This window comes from Sphingomonas sp. dw_22 (assembly GCF_018449795.1).
GTDB lineage: Bacteria > Pseudomonadota > Alphaproteobacteria > Sphingomonadales > Sphingomonadaceae > Sphingomonas.
The window spans coordinates 138,271-156,192 of the sequence record NZ_JAAVVE010000004.1 but is presented as its reverse complement, the minus strand read 5'-3'; the positions used below and the strand labels follow the sequence as shown (position 1 = coordinate 156,192).

At 67.7% G+C, this 17,922-nt stretch carries 14 protein-coding genes and 1 pseudogene; 7 read left to right on the top strand and 8 right to left on the bottom strand.

The annotated features are described in order from the left end of the window. A pseudogene (locus HB724_RS03335) lies at positions 1-256 on the bottom strand (competence protein ComEC); the annotation flags it as partial. A 79-nt stretch (positions 257-335) separates the two neighbouring features. Here HB724_RS03335 and gltX point away from each other — a divergent pair. Further along, positions 336-1,763: a glutamate--tRNA ligase gene (gene gltX / locus HB724_RS03330; RefSeq protein WP_218625051.1), complete on the top strand. Its 1,428-nt coding sequence runs from the start codon at positions 336-338 to the stop codon at positions 1,761-1,763. 27 nt (positions 1,764-1,790) lie between these two features. Then, positions 1,791-3,074 (top strand): citrate synthase, encoded by a 1,284-nt coding sequence (locus HB724_RS03325; protein WP_213979478.1) that lies wholly within the window; start codon positions 1,791-1,793, stop codon positions 3,072-3,074. Between the two features lie 19 nt (positions 3,075-3,093). Here the strand turns inward: HB724_RS03325 and HB724_RS03320 are convergent, their stop codons facing one another. Beyond that, the gene (locus HB724_RS03320) at positions 3,094-3,732 is read right to left on the bottom strand and encodes a DUF998 domain-containing protein (protein WP_213979477.1); all 639 of its coding nucleotides are present in this window, start codon (positions 3,730-3,732) and stop codon (positions 3,094-3,096) included. 141 nt (positions 3,733-3,873) lie between these two features. On the opposite strand from HB724_RS03320, the gene HB724_RS03315 reads away from it, so the two are divergent. After that, positions 3,874-4,119: a hypothetical protein gene (locus HB724_RS03315; RefSeq protein WP_213979476.1), complete on the top strand. Its 246-nt coding sequence runs from the start codon at positions 3,874-3,876 to the stop codon at positions 4,117-4,119. Positions 4,120-4,158: 39 nt separating this feature from the next. Here the strand turns inward: HB724_RS03315 and HB724_RS03310 are convergent, their stop codons facing one another. The 5 genes from HB724_RS03310 to HB724_RS03290 all read right to left on the bottom strand — a co-directional run bounded on the left by HB724_RS03310 (position 4,159) and on the right by HB724_RS03290 (position 9,937). Beyond that, entirely contained in the window at positions 4,159-5,553 is a 1,395-nt protein-coding gene (locus HB724_RS03310) for an ATP-binding protein (RefSeq protein ID WP_213979475.1), read from the bottom strand. Further along, the gene (locus tag HB724_RS03305) at positions 5,550-6,608 is read right to left on the bottom strand and encodes a DUF2336 domain-containing protein (RefSeq protein WP_213979474.1); all 1,059 of its coding nucleotides are present in this window, start codon (positions 6,606-6,608) and stop codon (positions 5,550-5,552) included. The genes HB724_RS03310 and HB724_RS03305 overlap by 4 nt, the downstream gene beginning before the upstream one ends. A gap of 36 nt (positions 6,609-6,644) precedes the next feature. After that, positions 6,645-7,844, bottom strand: coding sequence for a hypothetical protein (locus tag HB724_RS03300; protein ID WP_256731291.1), 1,200 nt, complete (start codon positions 7,842-7,844; stop codon positions 6,645-6,647). Between the two features lie 274 nt (positions 7,845-8,118). Further along, complete coding sequence (locus HB724_RS03295; protein WP_213979473.1) at positions 8,119-9,315, bottom strand: DUF1343 domain-containing protein; 1,197 nt, start codon at positions 9,313-9,315, stop codon at positions 8,119-8,121. Positions 9,316-9,319: 4 nt separating this feature from the next. Continuing rightward, the gene (locus tag HB724_RS03290) at positions 9,320-9,937 is read right to left on the bottom strand and encodes a DOMON-like domain-containing protein (protein ID WP_213979472.1); all 618 of its coding nucleotides are present in this window, start codon (positions 9,935-9,937) and stop codon (positions 9,320-9,322) included. 262 nt (positions 9,938-10,199) lie between these two features. Between HB724_RS03290 and tyrS the strand changes: the two genes are divergently transcribed. Both tyrS and HB724_RS03280 read left to right on the top strand, forming a co-directional pair. After that, a complete protein-coding gene (tyrS, locus tag HB724_RS03285; RefSeq protein WP_213979471.1) occupies positions 10,200-11,429 on the top strand; it encodes a tyrosine--tRNA ligase in 1,230 nt (409 codons plus the stop codon). 87 nt (positions 11,430-11,516) lie between these two features. Further along, complete coding sequence (locus tag HB724_RS03280) at positions 11,517-11,840, top strand: PilZ domain-containing protein (RefSeq protein ID WP_346344659.1); 324 nt, start codon at positions 11,517-11,519, stop codon at positions 11,838-11,840. Between the two features lie 62 nt (positions 11,841-11,902). Here HB724_RS03280 and recG read toward each other — a convergent pair whose 3' ends face one another. Beyond that, the gene (gene recG, locus HB724_RS03275; RefSeq protein ID WP_213979470.1) at positions 11,903-13,963 is read right to left on the bottom strand and encodes an ATP-dependent DNA helicase RecG; all 2,061 of its coding nucleotides are present in this window, start codon (positions 13,961-13,963) and stop codon (positions 11,903-11,905) included. Between the two features lie 72 nt (positions 13,964-14,035). Between recG and HB724_RS03270 the strand changes: the two genes are divergently transcribed. Both HB724_RS03270 and mfd read left to right on the top strand, forming a co-directional pair. Next, entirely contained in the window at positions 14,036-14,302 is a 267-nt protein-coding gene (locus HB724_RS03270) for a succinate dehydrogenase assembly factor 2 (protein ID WP_213979469.1), read from the top strand. Positions 14,303-14,405: 103 nt separating this feature from the next. Then, positions 14,406-17,873 (top strand): transcription-repair coupling factor, encoded by a 3,468-nt coding sequence (gene mfd / locus HB724_RS03265; RefSeq protein WP_213979468.1) that lies wholly within the window; start codon positions 14,406-14,408, stop codon positions 17,871-17,873. The last annotated feature ends 49 nt before the right edge of the window (positions 17,874-17,922 follow it).

Below are 17,922 nucleotides of genomic sequence, written 5' to 3'. Positions count from 1 at the left end.
CGCACCCCGCCGCCGCCGTCACGCCCGCGATCAGCACCACCCGCCCGAACCGGCCGCCCAGAATCGCCCCGATCAGCCCCAGCGCCGAACCGGCCAGCAGGAAGCCGATCCATCGCGGCGCATCGGGCAGCACGAACCACCCGGTGATTCCCGCTCCCAGCAGCACCGGCAGCCACAGCACGAGCTGCTCGCGCTCCGCTTCCAACCGGCGCTCCAGCGCCGCGCCTATCTGGTGGAATCGCAGCCACGCCCCCATTTGTAGGGAGGAAAACCCCGTGCTAGGGGCCTCGGCGGCTGAACTGGCCATCGATCATCAAGTCTGGGAGCATGCGCGGTTGAGCGCAACATCTGACACCGGCACCAAACCCGTGGTGACGCGCTTCGCGCCTTCCCCCACCGGATTCCTGCACATCGGCGGCGCGCGCACCGCGCTGTTCAACCTTCTCTATGCCCGCCATCACGGCGGCAAGTTCCTGCTGCGCATCGAGGATACCGATCGCGTGCGCTCCACCCAGCCGGCGATCGAGGCGATCCTGGACGGGCTGCGCTGGCTCGGCCTCGATTGGGACGGCGAGGAAGTCTTCCAGTTCGCCCGCGCCGAACGCCATGCCGAGGTTGCCCGCGCGATGCTGGCGAACGGCCATGCCTATAAATGCTTCGCCACCGCCGAAGAGCTGGAAGCGATGCGCGCCGAGCAGAGGGCGAACAAGCAGCCGCTGCGCTATGACGGCCGCTGGCGCGACCGCGACGAGAGCGAGGCTCCGGCCGGCGCTCCCTATGTGATTCGCCTCAAGGCCCCGCGCGAGGGTTCGGTCACGATCGAGGATCAGGTCCAGGGCCCGGTCACCGTCAACAATGCCGAGCTCGACGACATGGTCCTGCTCCGCTCGGACGGCACGCCGACCTATATGCTCGCGGTGGTGGTGGACGATCACGACATGGGCGTGACGCACGTGATCCGCGGCGACGATCATCTCAACAACGCCTTCCGCCAGCTTCCCATCTATCGGGCCATGGGGTGGCCCGAGCCGGCCTATGCCCATATCCCGCTGATCCATGGGGCCGACGGCGCCAAGCTCTCCAAGCGCCACGGCGCGCTGGGCGTGGACGCCTATCGCGACGAGATGGGCATCCTGCCCGAGGCGCTGTCGAATTACCTGCTCCGACTCGGCTGGGGCCATGGCGACGACGAGATCATCACCCGCGAACAGGCGATCGAATGGTTCGATCTTTCGGGGGTCGGCAAGAGCCCGTCGCGCTTCGATCTCAAGAAGCTCGAAAACCTCAACGGCCATTATATCCGCGCCGCCGACGATGCCCGGCTGGCCGATCTGGTGGCCGCGCGACTCCCGTTCGAACTCACCGAGTCGCAGCACGATCTGCTGCGTCGCGGCATGGCAGCTTTGAAGCCCAGGGCCGCGAATCTGCTGGAATTATCGGAAGGTGCCGCCTTCCTGTTTCGCACGCGCCCACTCGAATTGGACGAGGGCGCGGCGGCTCTGCTAGAGGGCGACGCGCGGGCGCTGCTGGCCCGGCTCCACACCGCGCTTGACGCGGTCGAAGCCTGGGATACGGAGGCGCTCGAAGCGGCGGTACGCACCGTCGCGGAAGATGCGGGGGTCAAGCTCGGCGCCGCTGCGCAACCGTTGCGCGCAGCACTGGTCGGGCGGCGAACCTCGCCGGGCATTTTCGATGTCCTGGCATTGCTGGGACGCGAGGAAAGCCTGGCCCGCATCGCAGATCAGATGACCGTGCCCGCCTGAAAAACGGGCCAACAAAGGACGACGTGTATGAGCGACACCGCGAAGCTGCAGGTTCCGGGGAAGGAAGTCGAATATCCGATCCTGAAGGGCAGCACCGGCCCGGACGTCGTCGATATCCGCAAGCTCTATGGCCAGACGGGGATGTTCACCTATGATCCCGGCTTCACTTCCACGGCGAGCTGCGAATCGGGCCTGACCTTCATCGACGGCGACGAGGGCGTCCTGCTCCATCGCGGCTATCCGATCGGCCAGCTCGCCGAGAATTCGAGCTTCATGGAAGTCTCGTACCTCCTCCTGAACGGCGAGCTGCCGACTCAGGACGAGCTGACCAAGTTCGAGAACACGATCACCCGCCACACCATGCTGCACGAGCAGCTCGCCACCTTCTATCGCGGTTTCCGCCGCGATGCGCATCCGATGGCGGTGATGTGCGGCGTCGCCGGCGCGCTCTCGGCCTTCTATCACGACTCGACCGACATCACCGATCCGAAACAGCGCATGATCGCGTCGCACCGCCTGATCGCCAAGATGCCGACGATCGCGGCGATGGCCTATAAGTACAGCGTCGGCCAGCCGTTCCTCTATCCGGACAACTCGCTGAGCTACACCGGCAACTTCCTGCGCATGACCTTCGGCGTGCCTGCGGAGAAATATGAGGTGAACCCGGTGGTGGAGAAGGCGCTCGACCGCATCTTCATCCTCCACGCCGATCACGAGCAGAACGCCTCGACCTCGACCGTGCGCCTCGCCGGCTCGTCGGGCGCGAACCCGTTCGCCTGCATCGCGGCGGGCATCGCCTGCCTGTGGGGCCCGGCACATGGCGGCGCGAACGAGGCGGCGCTCAACATGCTGCACGAGATCGGCCGTCCGGAGCGCATCCCCGAGTTCATCGCGCGCGCCAAGGACAAGAACGATCCGTTCCGCCTGATGGGCTTCGGCCACCGCGTCTACAAGAACTACGATCCGCGCGCGACCGTGATGCAGAAGACCGTCCGCGAGGTGTTCGACGCGCTCAAGGTCAACGATCCGGTGTTCGAGGTGGCGCTGCAGCTCGAGGAAATGGCGCTCAAGGATCCGTACTTCATCGAGAAGAAGCTGTTCCCGAACGTCGATTTCTATTCGGGCGTGATCCTCTCGGCGATCGGCTTCCCGACCACGATGTTCACCGCGCTGTTCGCGCTGGCCCGCACCGTGGGCTGGGTGGCGCAGTGGAACGAGATGATCTCGGACCCCGAGCAGAAGATCGGCCGCCCGCGCCAGCTCTACACCGGCCCGACCCAGCGCGACTACGTGCCCGTCGGCCAGCGCTGAGCGCACGCCTCGCTGAAATTCAACCGGCATTCCGTGAAAGCGGGGTGCCGGTTTTGTTTATGAGCAGAAGCGCCAGCGCGGCCTGCCACAGCTGATAGCCATATTGCGAGACGCGCTCGGCCAGCCCGAGCCCCGGCGTGGCCTCGCCCATGTCGAGCGCGTGGACGTACCGGAACGCGAAGACCGCCGGCAGCACCAGCAGGATGAGCGTCGCGATCGAAGCGGTCCGGAACCGGCCCCGAAACGCCGTCGCGCCGAAGATCAGCGCCAGCCAGACGAACGGGTTCGCGCCCAATATCAGGTGCATCGTGTCGGTGAAGGTCCGCTCGGCCCCGCGCATGTGCATCGGAAAGGCGTTCCACAGGATCAGGGCATCGACGGCGCTCGCCGCGGACATGACCGCCACGAGTCGCAGCATCGGACTGCCGCCGGCGGACAGCCACACCCCCCATGCGAACGCCAGCAGGAGCAGGCTCGCGATGCTGAACAGGGGAACCACGAGGAAACGCGTCGGCGCGCCGATCGCGAACAACTCGCTCACCGCCTGATCCGTGAAGCTGTATCCCGGATAGCGCGAAGCCGCGACCAGATCCGTGCCGACATAGACGATCGACGCGGCCAGCCCGCAAATCAGCAGCAGAAGATTCCCGGCTCTCATGGGCGGAAGCCTATCCGACCGGGCAAGCCCGCCGAATCCGGTGAAGCCCTTAACCTTAACCCAGCCCAACGACCGATTCAGCAACGCGAACGCATGCGTCCCTTATTCCCCTCGCCAGCGGGAAAAAGAGAGGAAGCAGAGATGAAGACGCTTACCAGGATCATCGCCGCGGCGGGCATCGCCGTCGCCACCATCGCCGCCGCCGCGCCGGCCGAGGCCCAGCGCTATCGCGGCGACCGCCACGAGCAACGCTACGACCGCCACGATCGCGGACACCATCGCGGCTATAATCGTGGCTGGGACCGTCGCTATGCCTATCGCGGCCGCTATCACCGCCATTGCTGGGTCGAATGGCGCCACCACCATCGCGTGAGGATCTGCCGCTGAACCCGGGCCGGTCGCTCGCCCACCGGGCGGGTGCCGGCCTCAGCCGCGCAGGGGCAGCGTGAACACGAACCGTGCGCCCATGCCCGGCGCGCTGTCGACCAGCAGGTCGCCACCCATCGCCCGCGCCAGCCGCCGCGAGATATAGAGGCCCAGCCCGCTGCCGCCCGGCTCGTTGGGGTCGACTCGCTCGAACTTCTCGAAGATCCGTTCCTGGTCCTCGATCGCGATGCCCTTGCCCTGGTCGGCGACGATCACGCAGCCCATGTCGCCGTCGCGCTCCAGCCGCAGCCACACCATCCCGCCCGGCGGCGAATAGCGCACCGCATTGCCGATCAGGTTCACCATCACCTGCAGCGCCCGGCGGAACTCGCCGGTGACGGGCATTTCCTCGTCCAGCGCCGACCGGTCGATCCGCACATTCGCCTGGTTGGCGCGCACCGTCAGCAGCCCGCCGGCACGCCGCGCGACATCGGCAAGGTCGATCGGCTCCTGCAGCGGCGCGAAGTCCTCGCGCTCCACCGCCTGGAGATCGACCAGATCCTCCACCAGCCCCAGCAGGTGCCGCCCCGCATTGGCGATGTCGGCCGCATATTCGGCATAGTCGCTCCTGAGAGGGCCCTCGGTCTCGGCGCTGATCGAATCGGCATTGGCGATGATCTTGCTGAGCGGCCCCCGCAGCGCGCGGTCGAGCCGGCGGCTGAACGAATCGGGAAAGCCCCCGAACGGCATGGCCGGCCCGGGCACCGGCGCGTCGAGCGGCGGGCGCGGCAACGCCTCGTCGATCATATACGCCCCGCCGACGAACCCGGCGAAGCGCCCGCCCGGATCGGTGCGCGGCGTCGCGGCCAGCCGCACCATCCGCCCGGTGCCGCGCAGTTCCGCCTTCTGCCCGTCGAACCGCGCCTGGGCGGTCACTGCGTTCAGGATCGGCAGATTGCCCGCTTCGTCATGCTCCAGCGCGAACAGCCGGGTCAGCGGCTGCCCGAACATCGCACCCGTATCGAATCCGTACCGCTCCCCCGCATCGATCGAGAGGAAGGTGATGCGCAGCGACGCATCGGTCTCCCACAGCCAGTCGGCGGCGGAGCGGAAGAAATCGCCGTCGCGCTCGGGATCGGTCGCGGCGGCGCGCCATGCCGGCCGCGGCCGCCACCCGCTCACTTCGAGCCTTACGCCGCCCAGCTCGGGCTCGGCCCGCACCCAAAGCTCGATATCGTCGTCGCCGTCCGCCGCGATCACGTTGCGCGAGATCGCGATGCCCAGCCGCTGCGAAAGCCGGGCGAGCGCCGCGATCTGCGGCACGGCCAGCGGCGCGCCAGGCACGCCGCCCGCCCGCTGGTTGAGCTCCAGCAGCAGCCGCTCGGCATCGATCAGCCGCCCGCCCGAATCGAGCCGCCCGATCGCCATCGGCATGACAGGATCGTGCGCGTTCATCGCGCCCCTCCCCGCCGCAGCGCCAGCAGGGCGGCACGATAATCGGGATGGAGCCGCAGCGGCGTCAGCGCCGCGCGTGCCTGAATCGGCTCGATCGCGGCGATCGCGTCGAGCAGCTCGGCGAAGCTCTCCAGGTCGCGCCGCGGATCGGCCTCGCACAGCGCATAACCCACCTGCGCCACCGCCGCGCGCGGCATCTCCAGCGCCCGCAGCGCCAGCCACAGCCGATCGCCCGAAGCGTCCAGCACCATCTCGCGCGCAAGTCCGTAGTCCACGCCCAGCGCATGCCCGAGCAGCGCGATGAACAGCACGATGCGCCGGTCCCCCAGCGCCTCGACCAGCAGGTCCGAAAGCTCCCCACGCTGCGGATTGACCGCAACGGCGAAGCGCATCGCCGAAGTCTCCAGCCGGTCGCCCTCGTCATAGGCGGCAAGCGCGCGCGTCGCCGCCTCGGACAGCGCATGGTCGAGCGCGGCGGTCGGGTCGTCGCTTCCCTCCCGCAGCGCCGCCGCCACCCACCAGACGAGACGGTGGTGCAGCTCGGCGGGCAGGTCGGTCTGGATGAAATGTCCCGTTTCGGGACTGGCCCGGCGCCGGCTTTCGGCGATCAGCAGCGCCATCGCGCTCGCCGCGACCACCCGGTCCGGATGCTCGACGAATCGGTTGATGAGGCTCGGCCGCTCGGGATCGTCGGGCGCATGCGCCGGCAATTCCTGCCCCAGCAGATCCTGCCGCACCCGTCCGATCAGCTCGGCCATCAGCTCGGGATCGTGCAGCAGCCCGGATCGCATCAGCCGCGCGAACACCGGCTCCGGCGTCAGATCGCCGCCATGACGCCGTATCTGGCTCTCCACCGTGGCGACCAGCGCGCGCAGCAACTCCGCCAGCGCCGATCGGCTATGCTCGTCCAGCCGCGCGCCCTCGGGCAGGAAGAAATCGTCGATCGTCACCTGCAATCCGCGCTGGACGCAGAGCTCCGCAGCCGCCGCACGCGCGAGCAGCTCGGTTGCGCCGATGGCGTGGCCATCGCGCATGTCGACGGGATGGTCCGACATAGCCCCCGGAATATGCGAAGCGTCGTTAAGACGAGACTAAGGCTTTTCGCGTGTCGCCTCAACCGCGGCCGCCAGCGTGGCGAAGGCATAGGCCGCCACCGCGCCCAGTCCATATTCGATCTGCCCGGCCAGCGCGAAGGGCGTCAGCAGCAGCAGATGCGCCGAAGGACTCGCCCACCAGCGCCGCGGCAGCGAGGCTGCCCGCTCGACCAGCAATTGCGCCGCGACGCCGATCAGCGCCAGCACTGGCGGCGTCGCCGTCCCGATCGCCCGGAACCCGGTCCAGCCGCACAGCAGGATCACCGCCGCGAACAGCAAGGTTATGCCGGCCTCGATCCGCCGCGCCCGCCGCTCCTCGCCCCTCAAAGCCGCCATCGCCGCGCCGGTCGCGATCGAAGCCGTCGCCGCCAGCGAGCCCGCCAGCCCCACGCCGCTCCAGCCGAACCAGATGCCTGCCAGCGAACCCAGCCCCAGAATCCCGCCCAGCAGCGTCGGCGCGATCCCCGGCACCCCGCGCGAGACCAGCTCGGGCAGCACCATCCGTGCGCCCCGCGTGAAGATCCAGCGATCCGCCCAGTCGGGCCGCCGCTCGGTCAGCGCGGTCAGCACGCTGGCATTGCGCGAGGCCAGCCCCTCGGCGCTGCGCTCCACGGCATGGCCGCCGCGCTGCCAGCCCTTGGTGAGCGACACATGCTCGGCGCCCGATTGCGCCGCCACGCGCAGCAGCGCCGACTGGAAGTCGTAATCCTCGGGCATCCGCGCGATCTGGGCGAGCTGATCGGGGGAGATGCGCGCGATCCCGGCCCAGCAATCCTTCATGTCGAGCCGCTCGATCGCCGCGGGCGATCCCGCGTCGTCGGTCACCAGCAAAGCCTCGGGGCCATCGGCGGCCATGCGGTCCACCACCGGATCGATCGTAACCAGCCCATCGGCGAGCACCAGCACGCGCGCATCGGGATGCGCCTTCTCCGCCGCTTCCTCGGCCGATCGCACGATCTCGATCGGGGCCTGTTTCGACGCGCGGTTGACCGCCGCCAGCAGTCCGGGCGTCATCTTGCCCACCGCGATCAGTATCTGCCCGGCGCCCGCGCCGTTCAGCAGCCTTATCTGATATTCGAGCAGCGTCATGCCGCCGAACGGCAGCGTCGCCACGAGCGAGCCCGGCCGGTCGCTCGCCTCCTCGATCGCAAAAATCAACCCCGCCAGCATGATCGGGTGGTTAAGCGGTTCGGACATGGCGCGCAATCATGGGAAGACATCTCGAATGTTATGAAGTCGGGCGGATCGCCTCCCCCATCGTCACCCCGGCCGAAGCGCCGGGGTCCACCGGGAGGCTGGGAGAGCCATTGGAGGCGTGAAGGGTTCGCTGGCGGACAAGGCCCAGCACTTCGGCCGGTGGCTTTGGGATCAAGTGTAGAAATTCGCGCGACGCCGCGACGAGAAGAAAAATGGGCGCCTCGCCCGCATATCCCGAAATCGTCGCGTCGCCGCGCCGTTGCGCGAACAAGAATCAGTACAGCAGATACCCCCGCCGCGTCTCGACCCACGCAGCCTCGTCCGGCAGCGTCACCGCATCCAGATCCCCCGGCACGGCGCCCGCATCGTCCACCCATTCGCGCAGGCCCGGCCCGCCGTTGATGACGTCGATCGCCAGCTTGTCGAACACATATTCATACGGAAAATCGCGCCACAGCTCGTAATCGGGGTACAATCGCCGGATCGCCTTGAAGCCCAGCGCCTGGAGCCGCCACGGTTTGAACGCCGCATGATCGTATCCCGGACCCTCGGCATGGATGAACGCGCCCGAGCAGAGCTGGCCGACATGCTTGTGGAAGGTCGGCTGGAACCACATGTCCCGCAGCGTGCAGCCCGCCAGCCATTCGGGCGCCAGCCCCCGCATCTCGGCGATCACGCGCTTGGCGTCGATATCCGGCGCGCCGAACAGCTCCAGCGGCCGCGTCGTCCCGCGCCCTTCGGACAGCGTCGTCCCCTCCAGCATCACCGTGCCGGCATAGGCCCGCGCCATGTTGACGTTCGCCGCATTGGGGCTCGGATTGATCCAGACGCGCTCGCCCGGCCAGCCGAAACCGGGTCCGGCCTCGGGCTGCCAGCCCTCCATCCCGATCACGCGATAGTCGACGTCGAGCCCGAAATGATCGACGAACCAGCGCCCCATCTCGCCCAGCGTCATCCCGTGCCGCATCGGCATCGGCCCCGCCCCGACGAAGCTCTCCCAGCCCGGCAGCAGCGTCAGCCCCTCCACCGGCCGCCCGGCGGGATTGGGGCGATCGAGCACCCACACCGCCTTGCCATGCTCCGCCGCCGCTTCGAGCACGTAGAGCAATGTTGTGACGAAAGTGTAGATACGGCAGCCAACATCCTGAAGATCGATCAGAATCACGTCGAACGTGCCCATCGATTGCCCGGTCGGCCGCCGTACTTCGCCGTACAGGCTGAACACCGGCATGCCATAGGTCGGATCGGTGAAGTCGGGCGACTCCATCATATTGTCCTGCAGATCGCCCCGCACGCCGTGCTGCGGCCCGAACACTGCCGAGATGTCGAGCCCGCTCGCCACCAGCGCGTCGAGCGAATGCGTCAGATCCGCCGTGACCGAGGCGGGATGCGCCAGCAGCGCCACGCGCTTGCCGTCGAGCGGCTTGCGGAGTTCAGGGTCGGCGAGCAGCCGGTCGATACCGAATTTCATGGGTTCAGCATGCTGCCGGGAGTTGCAGGGTGAAGCAAGCGGGATCGTGGAAATCCGGCGCGCCGGCGGGGTGTTTCAGCGCCCACCAGGATTTGCGGCCGCCACGCTCCTCGATCACCGCGCTCAGCCCCAGCCGCCAGGGCCGGCCGAGCGGCAGGTCCATCGCATGGTCGAGCATCAGCCTCGCGCCCAGCCAGCCATCGTTTGCCCGGAAGGCCGCCTTCTCCTGCTCCTCCTCGCGCATGAGCGGCGCGGCGCGCAGCACGAACGGCGGCTGGCGCGACCATTCCGCCTGCGGGGCCTCCACCCGCGCGTCCGTCATGCCCTCGCGGCGATTGTCGAAGCGATAGGCCGCCCAATTGCCCGAAGTCGCGAAATTGAACTCGTAATAGGCGACATCGCCCTCGGCCTGGACGAATGCCTCGAAACAGGTGGTCTTCCACAATTCGTCGGTGCGCTCCGGCTTGCCGCGCCGGCTCCCGGTCTCGATGTGATCGGCACCGCCCAATGCGAAGTAGCGAAGCCCGATCCGGCGCGGCGCGATGCGCGACACTTCCACTTCGATCGCCTGCACGGCGCAGATCGAGTCCGGATGAAGCTGCAGCGGGACGCGGATGGCCATCGCCGTCCCCTGCCATGGGCGCCGCGGCGGCGTCCACCCCTGCCGGAAACCGCTTTCAAAATAGGATTTCGCCTGCTCCACTCCACCGCATGGCGCCCTTTTGCCCTTTCTCCGCCCAATCGCCCGATCGTATCGCGGATGCGAAGCGGCCCATGTTTTGGCGAGCCGGATTTTTTCGCAATACTGGTGTCAACCGTGTCAACCGCCGCACCGTGCCCTCGGGGATGACGCGCGGCCCGGCTTTGGCTATGCGGCCCCCATCATGACCGAATACAAGTCCGATCTCCTCCGCCTGCTCTCCGAGCGCGGCTATATCCACCAGGTCACCGACGCGGCCGGCCTCGACGCGCTTGCGGGCAAGCAGGCGATCCCCGGCTATATCGGCTTCGACGCCACGGCATCGTCGCTCCATGTCGGCAATCTCGTCTCGGTCATGCTGCTGCGCCGCCTGCAACAGGCCGGTCACAAGCCGATCGTCGTCATGGGCGGCGGCACCACCAAGGTCGGCGATCCTTCGGGCAAGGACGAGATCCGCAAGCTGCTCGACGATGACGGTATCGCCGCCAACATCGCCGCGATCCGCCGCATCTTCGAACGCTTTCTCACCTTCGGCGACGGCCCGACCGACGCGGTCATGGTCAACAACGCGGATTGGCTCGACAAGCTCGAATATATCCCGTTCCTGCGCGATGTCGGCCGGCACTTCACGATCAACCGGATGCTGACCTTCGATTCGGTCAAGCTCCGGCTCGATCGCGAGCAGCCGCTGACCTTCCTCGAATTCAACTATATGATCCTCCAGGCCTATGATTTCCTGGAGCTTTCCCGCCGCGTGAAGTGCCGCCTCCAGATGGGCGGATCGGATCAGTGGGGCAATATCGTCAACGGCATCGAGCTCACCCGCCGCATCGACGGCGACGAGCTGTTCGGCGTCACCACGCCGCTCATCACCAAGGCCGACGGCTCGAAGATGGGCAAGTCGGTCAATGGCGCGGTGTGGCTGCACGAAGACCAGCTCTCGCATTACGAATATTGGCAGTTCTGGCGGAACGCCGACGATCGCGACGTCGGCAAGTTCCTCCGCCTGTTCACCGATCTGCCGCTCGACGAGATCGCCCGCCTCGAATCGCTCGAAGGTGCGGAGATCAACGAAGCCAAGAAGATCCTCGCCAACGAAGCGACCGCGCTCTGCCGCGGCCGCGCCGCCGCCGGGGAAGCCGCCGAGACCGCGCGCCGCACCTTCGAGGAAGGCAGCGCGGGCGAGGCGCTGCCCACCTTCGTCGTGGCGGGGGGCAGCATCGGCGTCGTCGATGCGCTGGTCGAGCTCGGCCTGTGCGCGTCGAAGGGCGAGGCGCGCCGGCTCATCAAGGGCGGCGGCGCGCGCGTCGACAACGAAAAAATCGAGGACGAAACGCTGGTATTAACCATTTCCGCCCCCGTCCGCATCTCGGCGGGGCGCAAGCATCACGGGCTGCTGACACCGGGTGCGTAAGTTCGCGTTAAGCAGCTTCATTGGCCCGGAATTCATGCGCGCCGTCTATATATGTGATTGTACCTCAAGGCATTTGATGAGGCGCGCGTGAGTTTCGGGTACGGGAATCTGGCTTTTGCGGACAATCGCCGCGTCGATCGCGACGAGGTCCATTATCGCGCACGTGCCTTCGGTCCGGATGCCCGACAGCTCACCTTCCTGATCGTCAACGTCTCGCCGCATGGCCTGATGGCCCGCTGCGAGGCCCATTTCGAAGTCGGCGACCGCGTCCGCGTCCAGCTTCCCAAGGTCGGCGTGGTGATCGCCGAGGTCCGCTGGTCGCTGGGCGGCCGCATCGGCTGCCAGTTCGAGCGCGCAGTCGACCTGGCAAGCTATTACGAGCTCATCGCCACGATGGTCCGGGCGAACTGAACCCCGGGCTTGCAATGTAGGATTTCGCGAGCGATTGAGGGACTGCTCTTTCTCATCGGGCGCTATCCGGCCCTGAGCAGCCCCACCGCCGCGTCGCGCTCGAACAGGTACAGCGCCAGCCGTGCCGCCTGCCCCCGCGGCGTTCTGAGCGCGCGGTCCTGGTCCTCCAGCAGCCGCGCATCGGCATTGGCGGCGGCGATCAGCGCGGACAGGCTCTCGGGCGTCGCCAGCCTGAAGGTCTGCTCGCCGGACTGCCGGGTGCCGAGCAATTCGCCCGCGCCGCGCAGCTCCAGGTCGCGCTCGGCGATCACGAAGCCGTCGGTCGTGTCCCGCATCAGCGCCAGCCGCGCCCGCGACGTCTCGCTCAGCCGGTCGCCGCGCAGCAGGATGCAGTGCGACTGCCCCCCGCCTCGCCCGACCCGCCCGCGCAACTGATGGAGCTGCGCCAGCCCGAACCGGTCGGCATGCTCGATCACGATCAATGTCGCATTGGGCACGTCGACGCCCACCTCGATCACCGTCGTCGCGACCAGCACGCCGATGTCGCCGCTGGCGAAGCCGGCCATCACCGCGTCCTTCTCCGGCCCCTTCATCCGGCCATGGACCAGCCCGACCTTGTCGCCGAAGCGCGCCCTGAGCGTCTCCGCCCGCTCCTCGGCCGCGGCGAGGTCGCTCTTCTCGCTCTCCTCGACCAGCGGGCACACCCAATAAGCCTGCTTGCCTGCGGAGAGATGCCGGCCAAGGCCTTCCACCACCTGGCCAAGCTTCTCCTCCGAAATGACCGTCGTCTGGATCGGCTGGCGCCCCGGCGGCATCTCATCGAGCCGGCTCACGTCCATCTCGCCATGGCTCGCGAGCTGGAGGGTGCGCGGGATCGGCGTCGCGGTCATCACCAGCAGATGCGGCGGCACCTGCGCCTTGGCCTGGAGCATCATCCGCTCGGCGACTCCGAAGCGATGCTGCTCATCGACCACCACCAGCCCCAGGTCGCGATAGGTCACGCCCTGCTGGAAGATCGCATGCGTGCCGATCAGGATATCGATCTCGCCCGCAGCGAGCCCCATCAGCGTCGCCTCGCGGGCCTTGCCCTTGTCCCGCCCGGTCAGGATCGCGATCCGCACGCCGAGCCCGGCGAGCAGCCGGTTGAGATTGTCGAAATGCTGCCGCGCCAGTATCTCGGTCGGCGCCAGCAGCGCGCCCTGCGCTCCGGCCTCGGCGGCGATCAGCAGCGCCATCGTCGCCACCAGCGTCTTGCCCGAGCCGACATCGCCCTGGAGCAGCCGCAGCATCGGCTGGCTCTGCGCCATGTCGCCCTCGATCTCGCGGACGGTGCGCGACTGTGCCCCGGTCGGCACATAGGGCAGGACCAGCGCGTCCCGCAGCCGCCTGTCGCCCTGAAGCGCCCGACCCCGCTTGGACCGCGCCTCGCCCCGCACCAGCAGCAGCGCGAGCTGGTTGGCGAACACCTCGTCATAGGCGAGCCGCTCACGGGCCTTGGCATCCGCCGGATCGGCATGGATGCGCACCAGTGCCTCGCGCCAGTCGGGCCAGCCATGCCGCGCCTTCAGGCTCGGCTCGATCCATTCGGGCAGATCGGGCGCCCGCTCGATCGCCTGCGCCGCCAGCGCCGCGATCCGCTTCGAAGTGATGCCTTCGGAGCAAGGATAGACCGCCTCGCGACCCACCGACTGCGCCTCCTCCAGCGGAACCACGATGTCCGGATGGACGATCTGGAGTTCCTGGCCATAGGTCTCCAGCTTGCCCGAGACGAAGCGCGGCTCGTTCAGCGGCAGCAGTTTCCTGGCCCAGCCCGAATTGCCCCCGAAGAACACCAGGGTGACGTGATTGCCCAGGGCGTCCACCGCCTGCACCCGCGCCGGGGCCCGGGCGCTGCCACCGAAGCGATAGCTCACCGCCGTCAACGTGATCGCGATCACCCGCCCCGCATCGGCCGCGTCCAGCTCTTCGCGCGGCAACCGGTCGATAAATCCGGTCGGCAGATGGAAGGCGACATCGACGGCGCGCGCCAGCCCCAGCCGCTCCAGCGGCTTGGCGAGCCCCGGGCCGATGCCCTTCAGCGCCGTGATCTCGGCAAAGAGTGGATTGAGAATATCGGGCCGCATGACTATCTCCCGCCCCTACACCCAAGCCGACCGCGCATTCCAGCGCTGTCGGCTAATATGCGTTGGAGCCCTATGGATCGCGAACACCGCCTCAAGCGCCTCCGTTTCCGTGCCTGGCATCGCGGCGTCAAGGAAGCCGACCTGCTGATCGGCGGCTTCTTCGATCGTTATTCGGCCGACTGGGGCCCAGAGGAGATCGCGCTGTTCGAGGAACTGCTGGAGGAGCAGGACGTGGACATCATGGCCTGGGCGATGGGGATCGAGCCCGCGCCGGAGCGCTATGCGGGCACGGTGATGAATGCCCTCAAGACGCTGAACTACGTGCCGATCGCCGAATAATTCCCTCTGAGGGTGAAGGAGAGGGGGAAGTGTGATGCGTTCTCCCTCCCTGCCCCGCTCCCAACCCTCTCCCCGATGGGGAGAGGGCTTTTGCTGGACCAAGATGCCCGACCTGAAGACGATCCTCTCCGCCACCCGCCCGCTGACGCTGGCTGGCGTGCCCACCGGTTTTCTGCCCTGGATGCTGGCCGATCTCGCCCGCGCCGCGGGCACCGCCGTTTTCATCGCGCCCGACGAAGCGGCGATGCGCGCGGTCGCCTCCACCGCGCCCTTCTTCGCGCCCGAGCTGGAAATCCTCAGCTTCCCGGCCTGGGACTGCCTCCCCTATGACCGCGCGAGCCCGACGCTGCGCATCATGTCCGAGCGGCTCGGCACGCTCCATGCCCTCCAGGCCAAGGCCGCCAGGCCACGCCTGCTCGTCACCACCGTCAATGCCGCCACCCAGCGCACGCTCACGCCGTTCCGCATCCGCCAGCTCGTCGCGCGTCTCGCCCCCGGCGAGCGGATCAGCCTCGATCGCCTAACCGCTTTGCTCCAGGCGAACGGCTATGTCCGGCTCGACACGGTCAACGACGCCGGCGAGTTCGCGGTGCGCGGCGGCCTGGTCGATCTCTTCCCCTCCGGCGCCGAGCAACCGCTCCGCCTCGATTTCTTCGGCGACGAGATCGAATCGGTGCGCACCTTCTCGCCCGAGGACCAGCGCACCACCGGCCGCATCGACGGCTTCACCCTCCTCCCCGCCTCCGAAGCCCTGCTCGACGAGGAGTCGATCAAGCGCTTTCGCAGCCGCTATCGTGATAAGTTCGGCGCCACTGCCACTGGAGATCCACTCTATCAGGCGATCAGCGACGGCCGCCGCCTCGCCGGCATGGAGCATTGGCTGCCCCTGTTCGAGGAGCGGCTGGAGACCTTGTTCGATCATTTGCCCGACGAAGCCGTGATCGTCCGCGATTCCGCCACCAGCGGAGCGGCGGAACAGCGTTTCGAGGCCGTCGCCGATTATCACGAGAACCGCGTCCGCGCCGAGTCGAGCGTCCCCGGCAGCTATCGTCCGCTCGATGCCGCCGCGCTCTATCTGACCGGTGAGGAATGGGCACAAAAGCTCGATCACGGCCCGGTCCACACCGCGACTCCGTTCCACGAGCCCGAATCGAAGACTGTCCTCGAATTCAACGTCGACGGTCCCCGCGATTTCGCTCCCGAGCGCGCCGCCGCCGCCAACGTCTATGAAGCCGTAGTCGATTTCCTCGCCAAGGCCCGCAAGGGCGGCCGCAAGGCGATCCTCGCCAGCTATTCGGGGGGTGCGCGTGATCGTCTCGCCGGCCTCCTCGCCGACCATGGCCTGAAGAACGCCCGCAACGCCGACACCTGGCAGGAAGCGCTCGGCGCCGCGGGAACCAATAATGGTGGGGGCGTCGCCCTCACCGTCCTGCCGCTCGATCACGGCTTCAGCGCGCCCGATGTCGTGGTTCTCACCGAGCAGGACATGCTGGGCGACCGGCTCATCCGCCGCGCCAAGCGTCGCAAGTCCGCCGACGCCTTCCTCAACGAGCTTGCCACCCTCTCCCCCGGCGATCTGGTCGTCCATGCCGATCACGGCATCGGCCGCTATGAGGGGCTGACCCAGATCCCGGTCCAGAAGGCGCCGCACGATTGCGTCGCGCTCACCTATCTGGGCGGCGACAAGCTCTACGTCCCCGTCGAGAATCTCGAAGTCCTCAGCCGCTATGGCGCGGGCGAGGAAGGCGCGACGCTCGACAAATTGGGCGGCGAGGCATGGCAGCGCCGCAAGTCGCGGATGAAGGAGCGCATCCGCGAGATCGCGGGCGAGCTCATCGCCACCGCCGCCCAGCGCGCCGTCCGTCCCGGCGAGGTGCTCGAACCCGATCATGGCGGCTATCCCGCCTTTGTCGATCGCTTCCCCTATGAGGAGACCGACGATCAGGACCGCGCGATCAACGACGTGCTCGGCGATCTCGCCGCCGGCCGGCCGATGGACCGGCTGATCGTCGGCGATGTCGGCTTCGGCAAGACCGAGGTGGCGCTGCGTGCCGCCTTCGTCGCGGCGATGGGCGGCCTCCAGGTCGCGGTCGTCTGCCCCACCACCCTGCTCGCCCGCCAACACCACCGCAATTTCCTCGAGCGCTTCCAGGGCTTCCCGCTCAACATCGGCCGCCTCTCGCGCCTCGTCCCCGCCGCCGAGGCGAAGACGACCAAGGAGGGCCTCACCGACGGCACGATCGACATCGTCATCGGCACCCATGCGATGCTGTCCAAGACCGTCGACTTCAAGCGCCTGGGTCTGGTGATCGTCGATGAGGAGCAGCGTTTCGGCGTCACCCACAAGGAACGGCTCAAGGCGATGAAGGCGGACGTCCACGTCCTTACCCTCACCGCCACGCCGATCCCGCGCACGCTCCAGATGGCGATGTCGGGCCTGCGCGAGCTGTCGGTGATCCAGACCCCGCCGGTCGATCGGCTGGCGGTGCGCACCTATGTCATGCCCTGGGATCCGGTGGTGCTGCGCGAGGCGCTGCTGCGCGAGCATTATCGCGGCGGCCAGGCCTATTTCGTCACGCCCCGCATCGCCGACCTGCCCGATATCGAGAAGTTCCTGCGCGAGGACGTGCCGGAGATCACCTATGTCGTCGCGCACGGCCAGATGGCGCCGACCGAGGTCGAGGAGCGCATGTCCGCCTTCTACGATCGCCGCTACGACCTGCTCGTCTCGACCACGATCATCGAGAGCGGCCTCGACATTCCCAGCGCCAACACGCTGATCGTCAACCGCGCCGACAAGTTCGGCCTGGCCCAGCTCTACCAGATCCGCGGCCGCGTCGGGCGTTCCAAGACCCGCGCCTATGCCTATCTCACCACCCCGCCCGAGCGGCAGATGACCGAGGCCGCCGACAAGCGCCTCAAAGTCCTGTCCGATCTCGAATCGCTCGGCGCCGGCTTCCAGCTCGCCAGCCATGATCTCGACATTCGTGGCGCGGGCAACCTGCTCGGCGACGAGCAGTCCGGCCATATCAAGGAGGTCGGCTACGAACTCTACCAGTCGATGCTGGAAGAGGCGATCCTCGACGCCCGCGCCGGCGGGCTGCGCGACGAGCGCCCGCGCGACCTGTCGCCCCAGATCACCGTCGACGCGCCGATCCTCATCCCCGAGGAATATGTGCCGGATCTCGACCTGCGCATGGGCCTCTATCGCCGCCTCAACGAAGTCGAGGACAAGGCCGGGATCGAGAGCTTCGCCGCCGAGATGATCGATCGCTTCGGCAAGCTGCCCGAGCCGACCGACAATCTCCTCCAGCTCATCGAAGCGAAGCTCAACGCCAAGACGGCCTGCATCGCCAAGCTCGATGTCGGCCCCAAGGGCGCGCTCGTCACCTTCCATGACGACAAGTTCCCGAACGTGCCGGGCCTGCTCGCCTATGTCGACAAGCTCGACGGCACGGCCCGGCTGCGCCCGGACATGAAGCTGGTCATCAACCGCACCTGGGCGAACCCCCGCGCCAGGCTGCACGGCGCGCTCCAGCTTTCGCGGGGACTGGCGAAGGCGGCGGGCTGATTAGGTCCGCCGCCGCACACTAGGGGAATATACGTAGGCCGAAATCGTC

Excerpts from the sequence above, each read along its gene's own strand:
- HB724_RS03290 (WP_213979472.1), bottom strand. The coding sequence starts at position 9,937 with ATGGCCATCCGCGTCCCGCTGCAGCTTCATCCGGACTCGATCTGCGCC.
- tyrS (WP_213979471.1), top strand. The coding sequence starts at position 10,200 with ATGACCGAATACAAGTCCGATCTCCTCCGCCTGCTCTCCGAGCGCGGC.
- HB724_RS03305 (WP_213979474.1), bottom strand. The coding sequence starts at position 6,608 with ATGTCGGACCATCCCGTCGACATGCGCGATGGCCACGCCATCGGCGCA.
- HB724_RS03325 (WP_213979478.1), top strand. The coding sequence starts at position 1,791 with ATGAGCGACACCGCGAAGCTGCAGGTTCCGGGGAAGGAAGTCGAATAT.
- HB724_RS03295 (WP_213979473.1), bottom strand. The coding sequence starts at position 9,315 with ATGAAATTCGGTATCGACCGGCTGCTCGCCGACCCTGAACTCCGCAAG.
- HB724_RS03320 (WP_213979477.1), bottom strand. The coding sequence starts at position 3,732 with ATGAGAGCCGGGAATCTTCTGCTGCTGATTTGCGGGCTGGCCGCGTCG.
- HB724_RS03310 (WP_213979475.1), bottom strand. The coding sequence starts at position 5,553 with ATGAACGCGCACGATCCTGTCATGCCGATGGCGATCGGGCGGCTCGAT.
- mfd (WP_213979468.1), top strand. The coding sequence starts at position 14,406 with ATGCCCGACCTGAAGACGATCCTCTCCGCCACCCGCCCGCTGACGCTG.
- HB724_RS03270 (WP_213979469.1), top strand. The coding sequence starts at position 14,036 with ATGGATCGCGAACACCGCCTCAAGCGCCTCCGTTTCCGTGCCTGGCAT.
- HB724_RS03300 (WP_256731291.1), bottom strand. The coding sequence starts at position 7,844 with ATGTCCGAACCGCTTAACCACCCGATCATGCTGGCGGGGTTGATTTTT.
- HB724_RS03315 (WP_213979476.1), top strand. The coding sequence starts at position 3,874 with ATGAAGACGCTTACCAGGATCATCGCCGCGGCGGGCATCGCCGTCGCC.
- recG (WP_213979470.1), bottom strand. The coding sequence starts at position 13,963 with ATGCGGCCCGATATTCTCAATCCACTCTTTGCCGAGATCACGGCGCTG.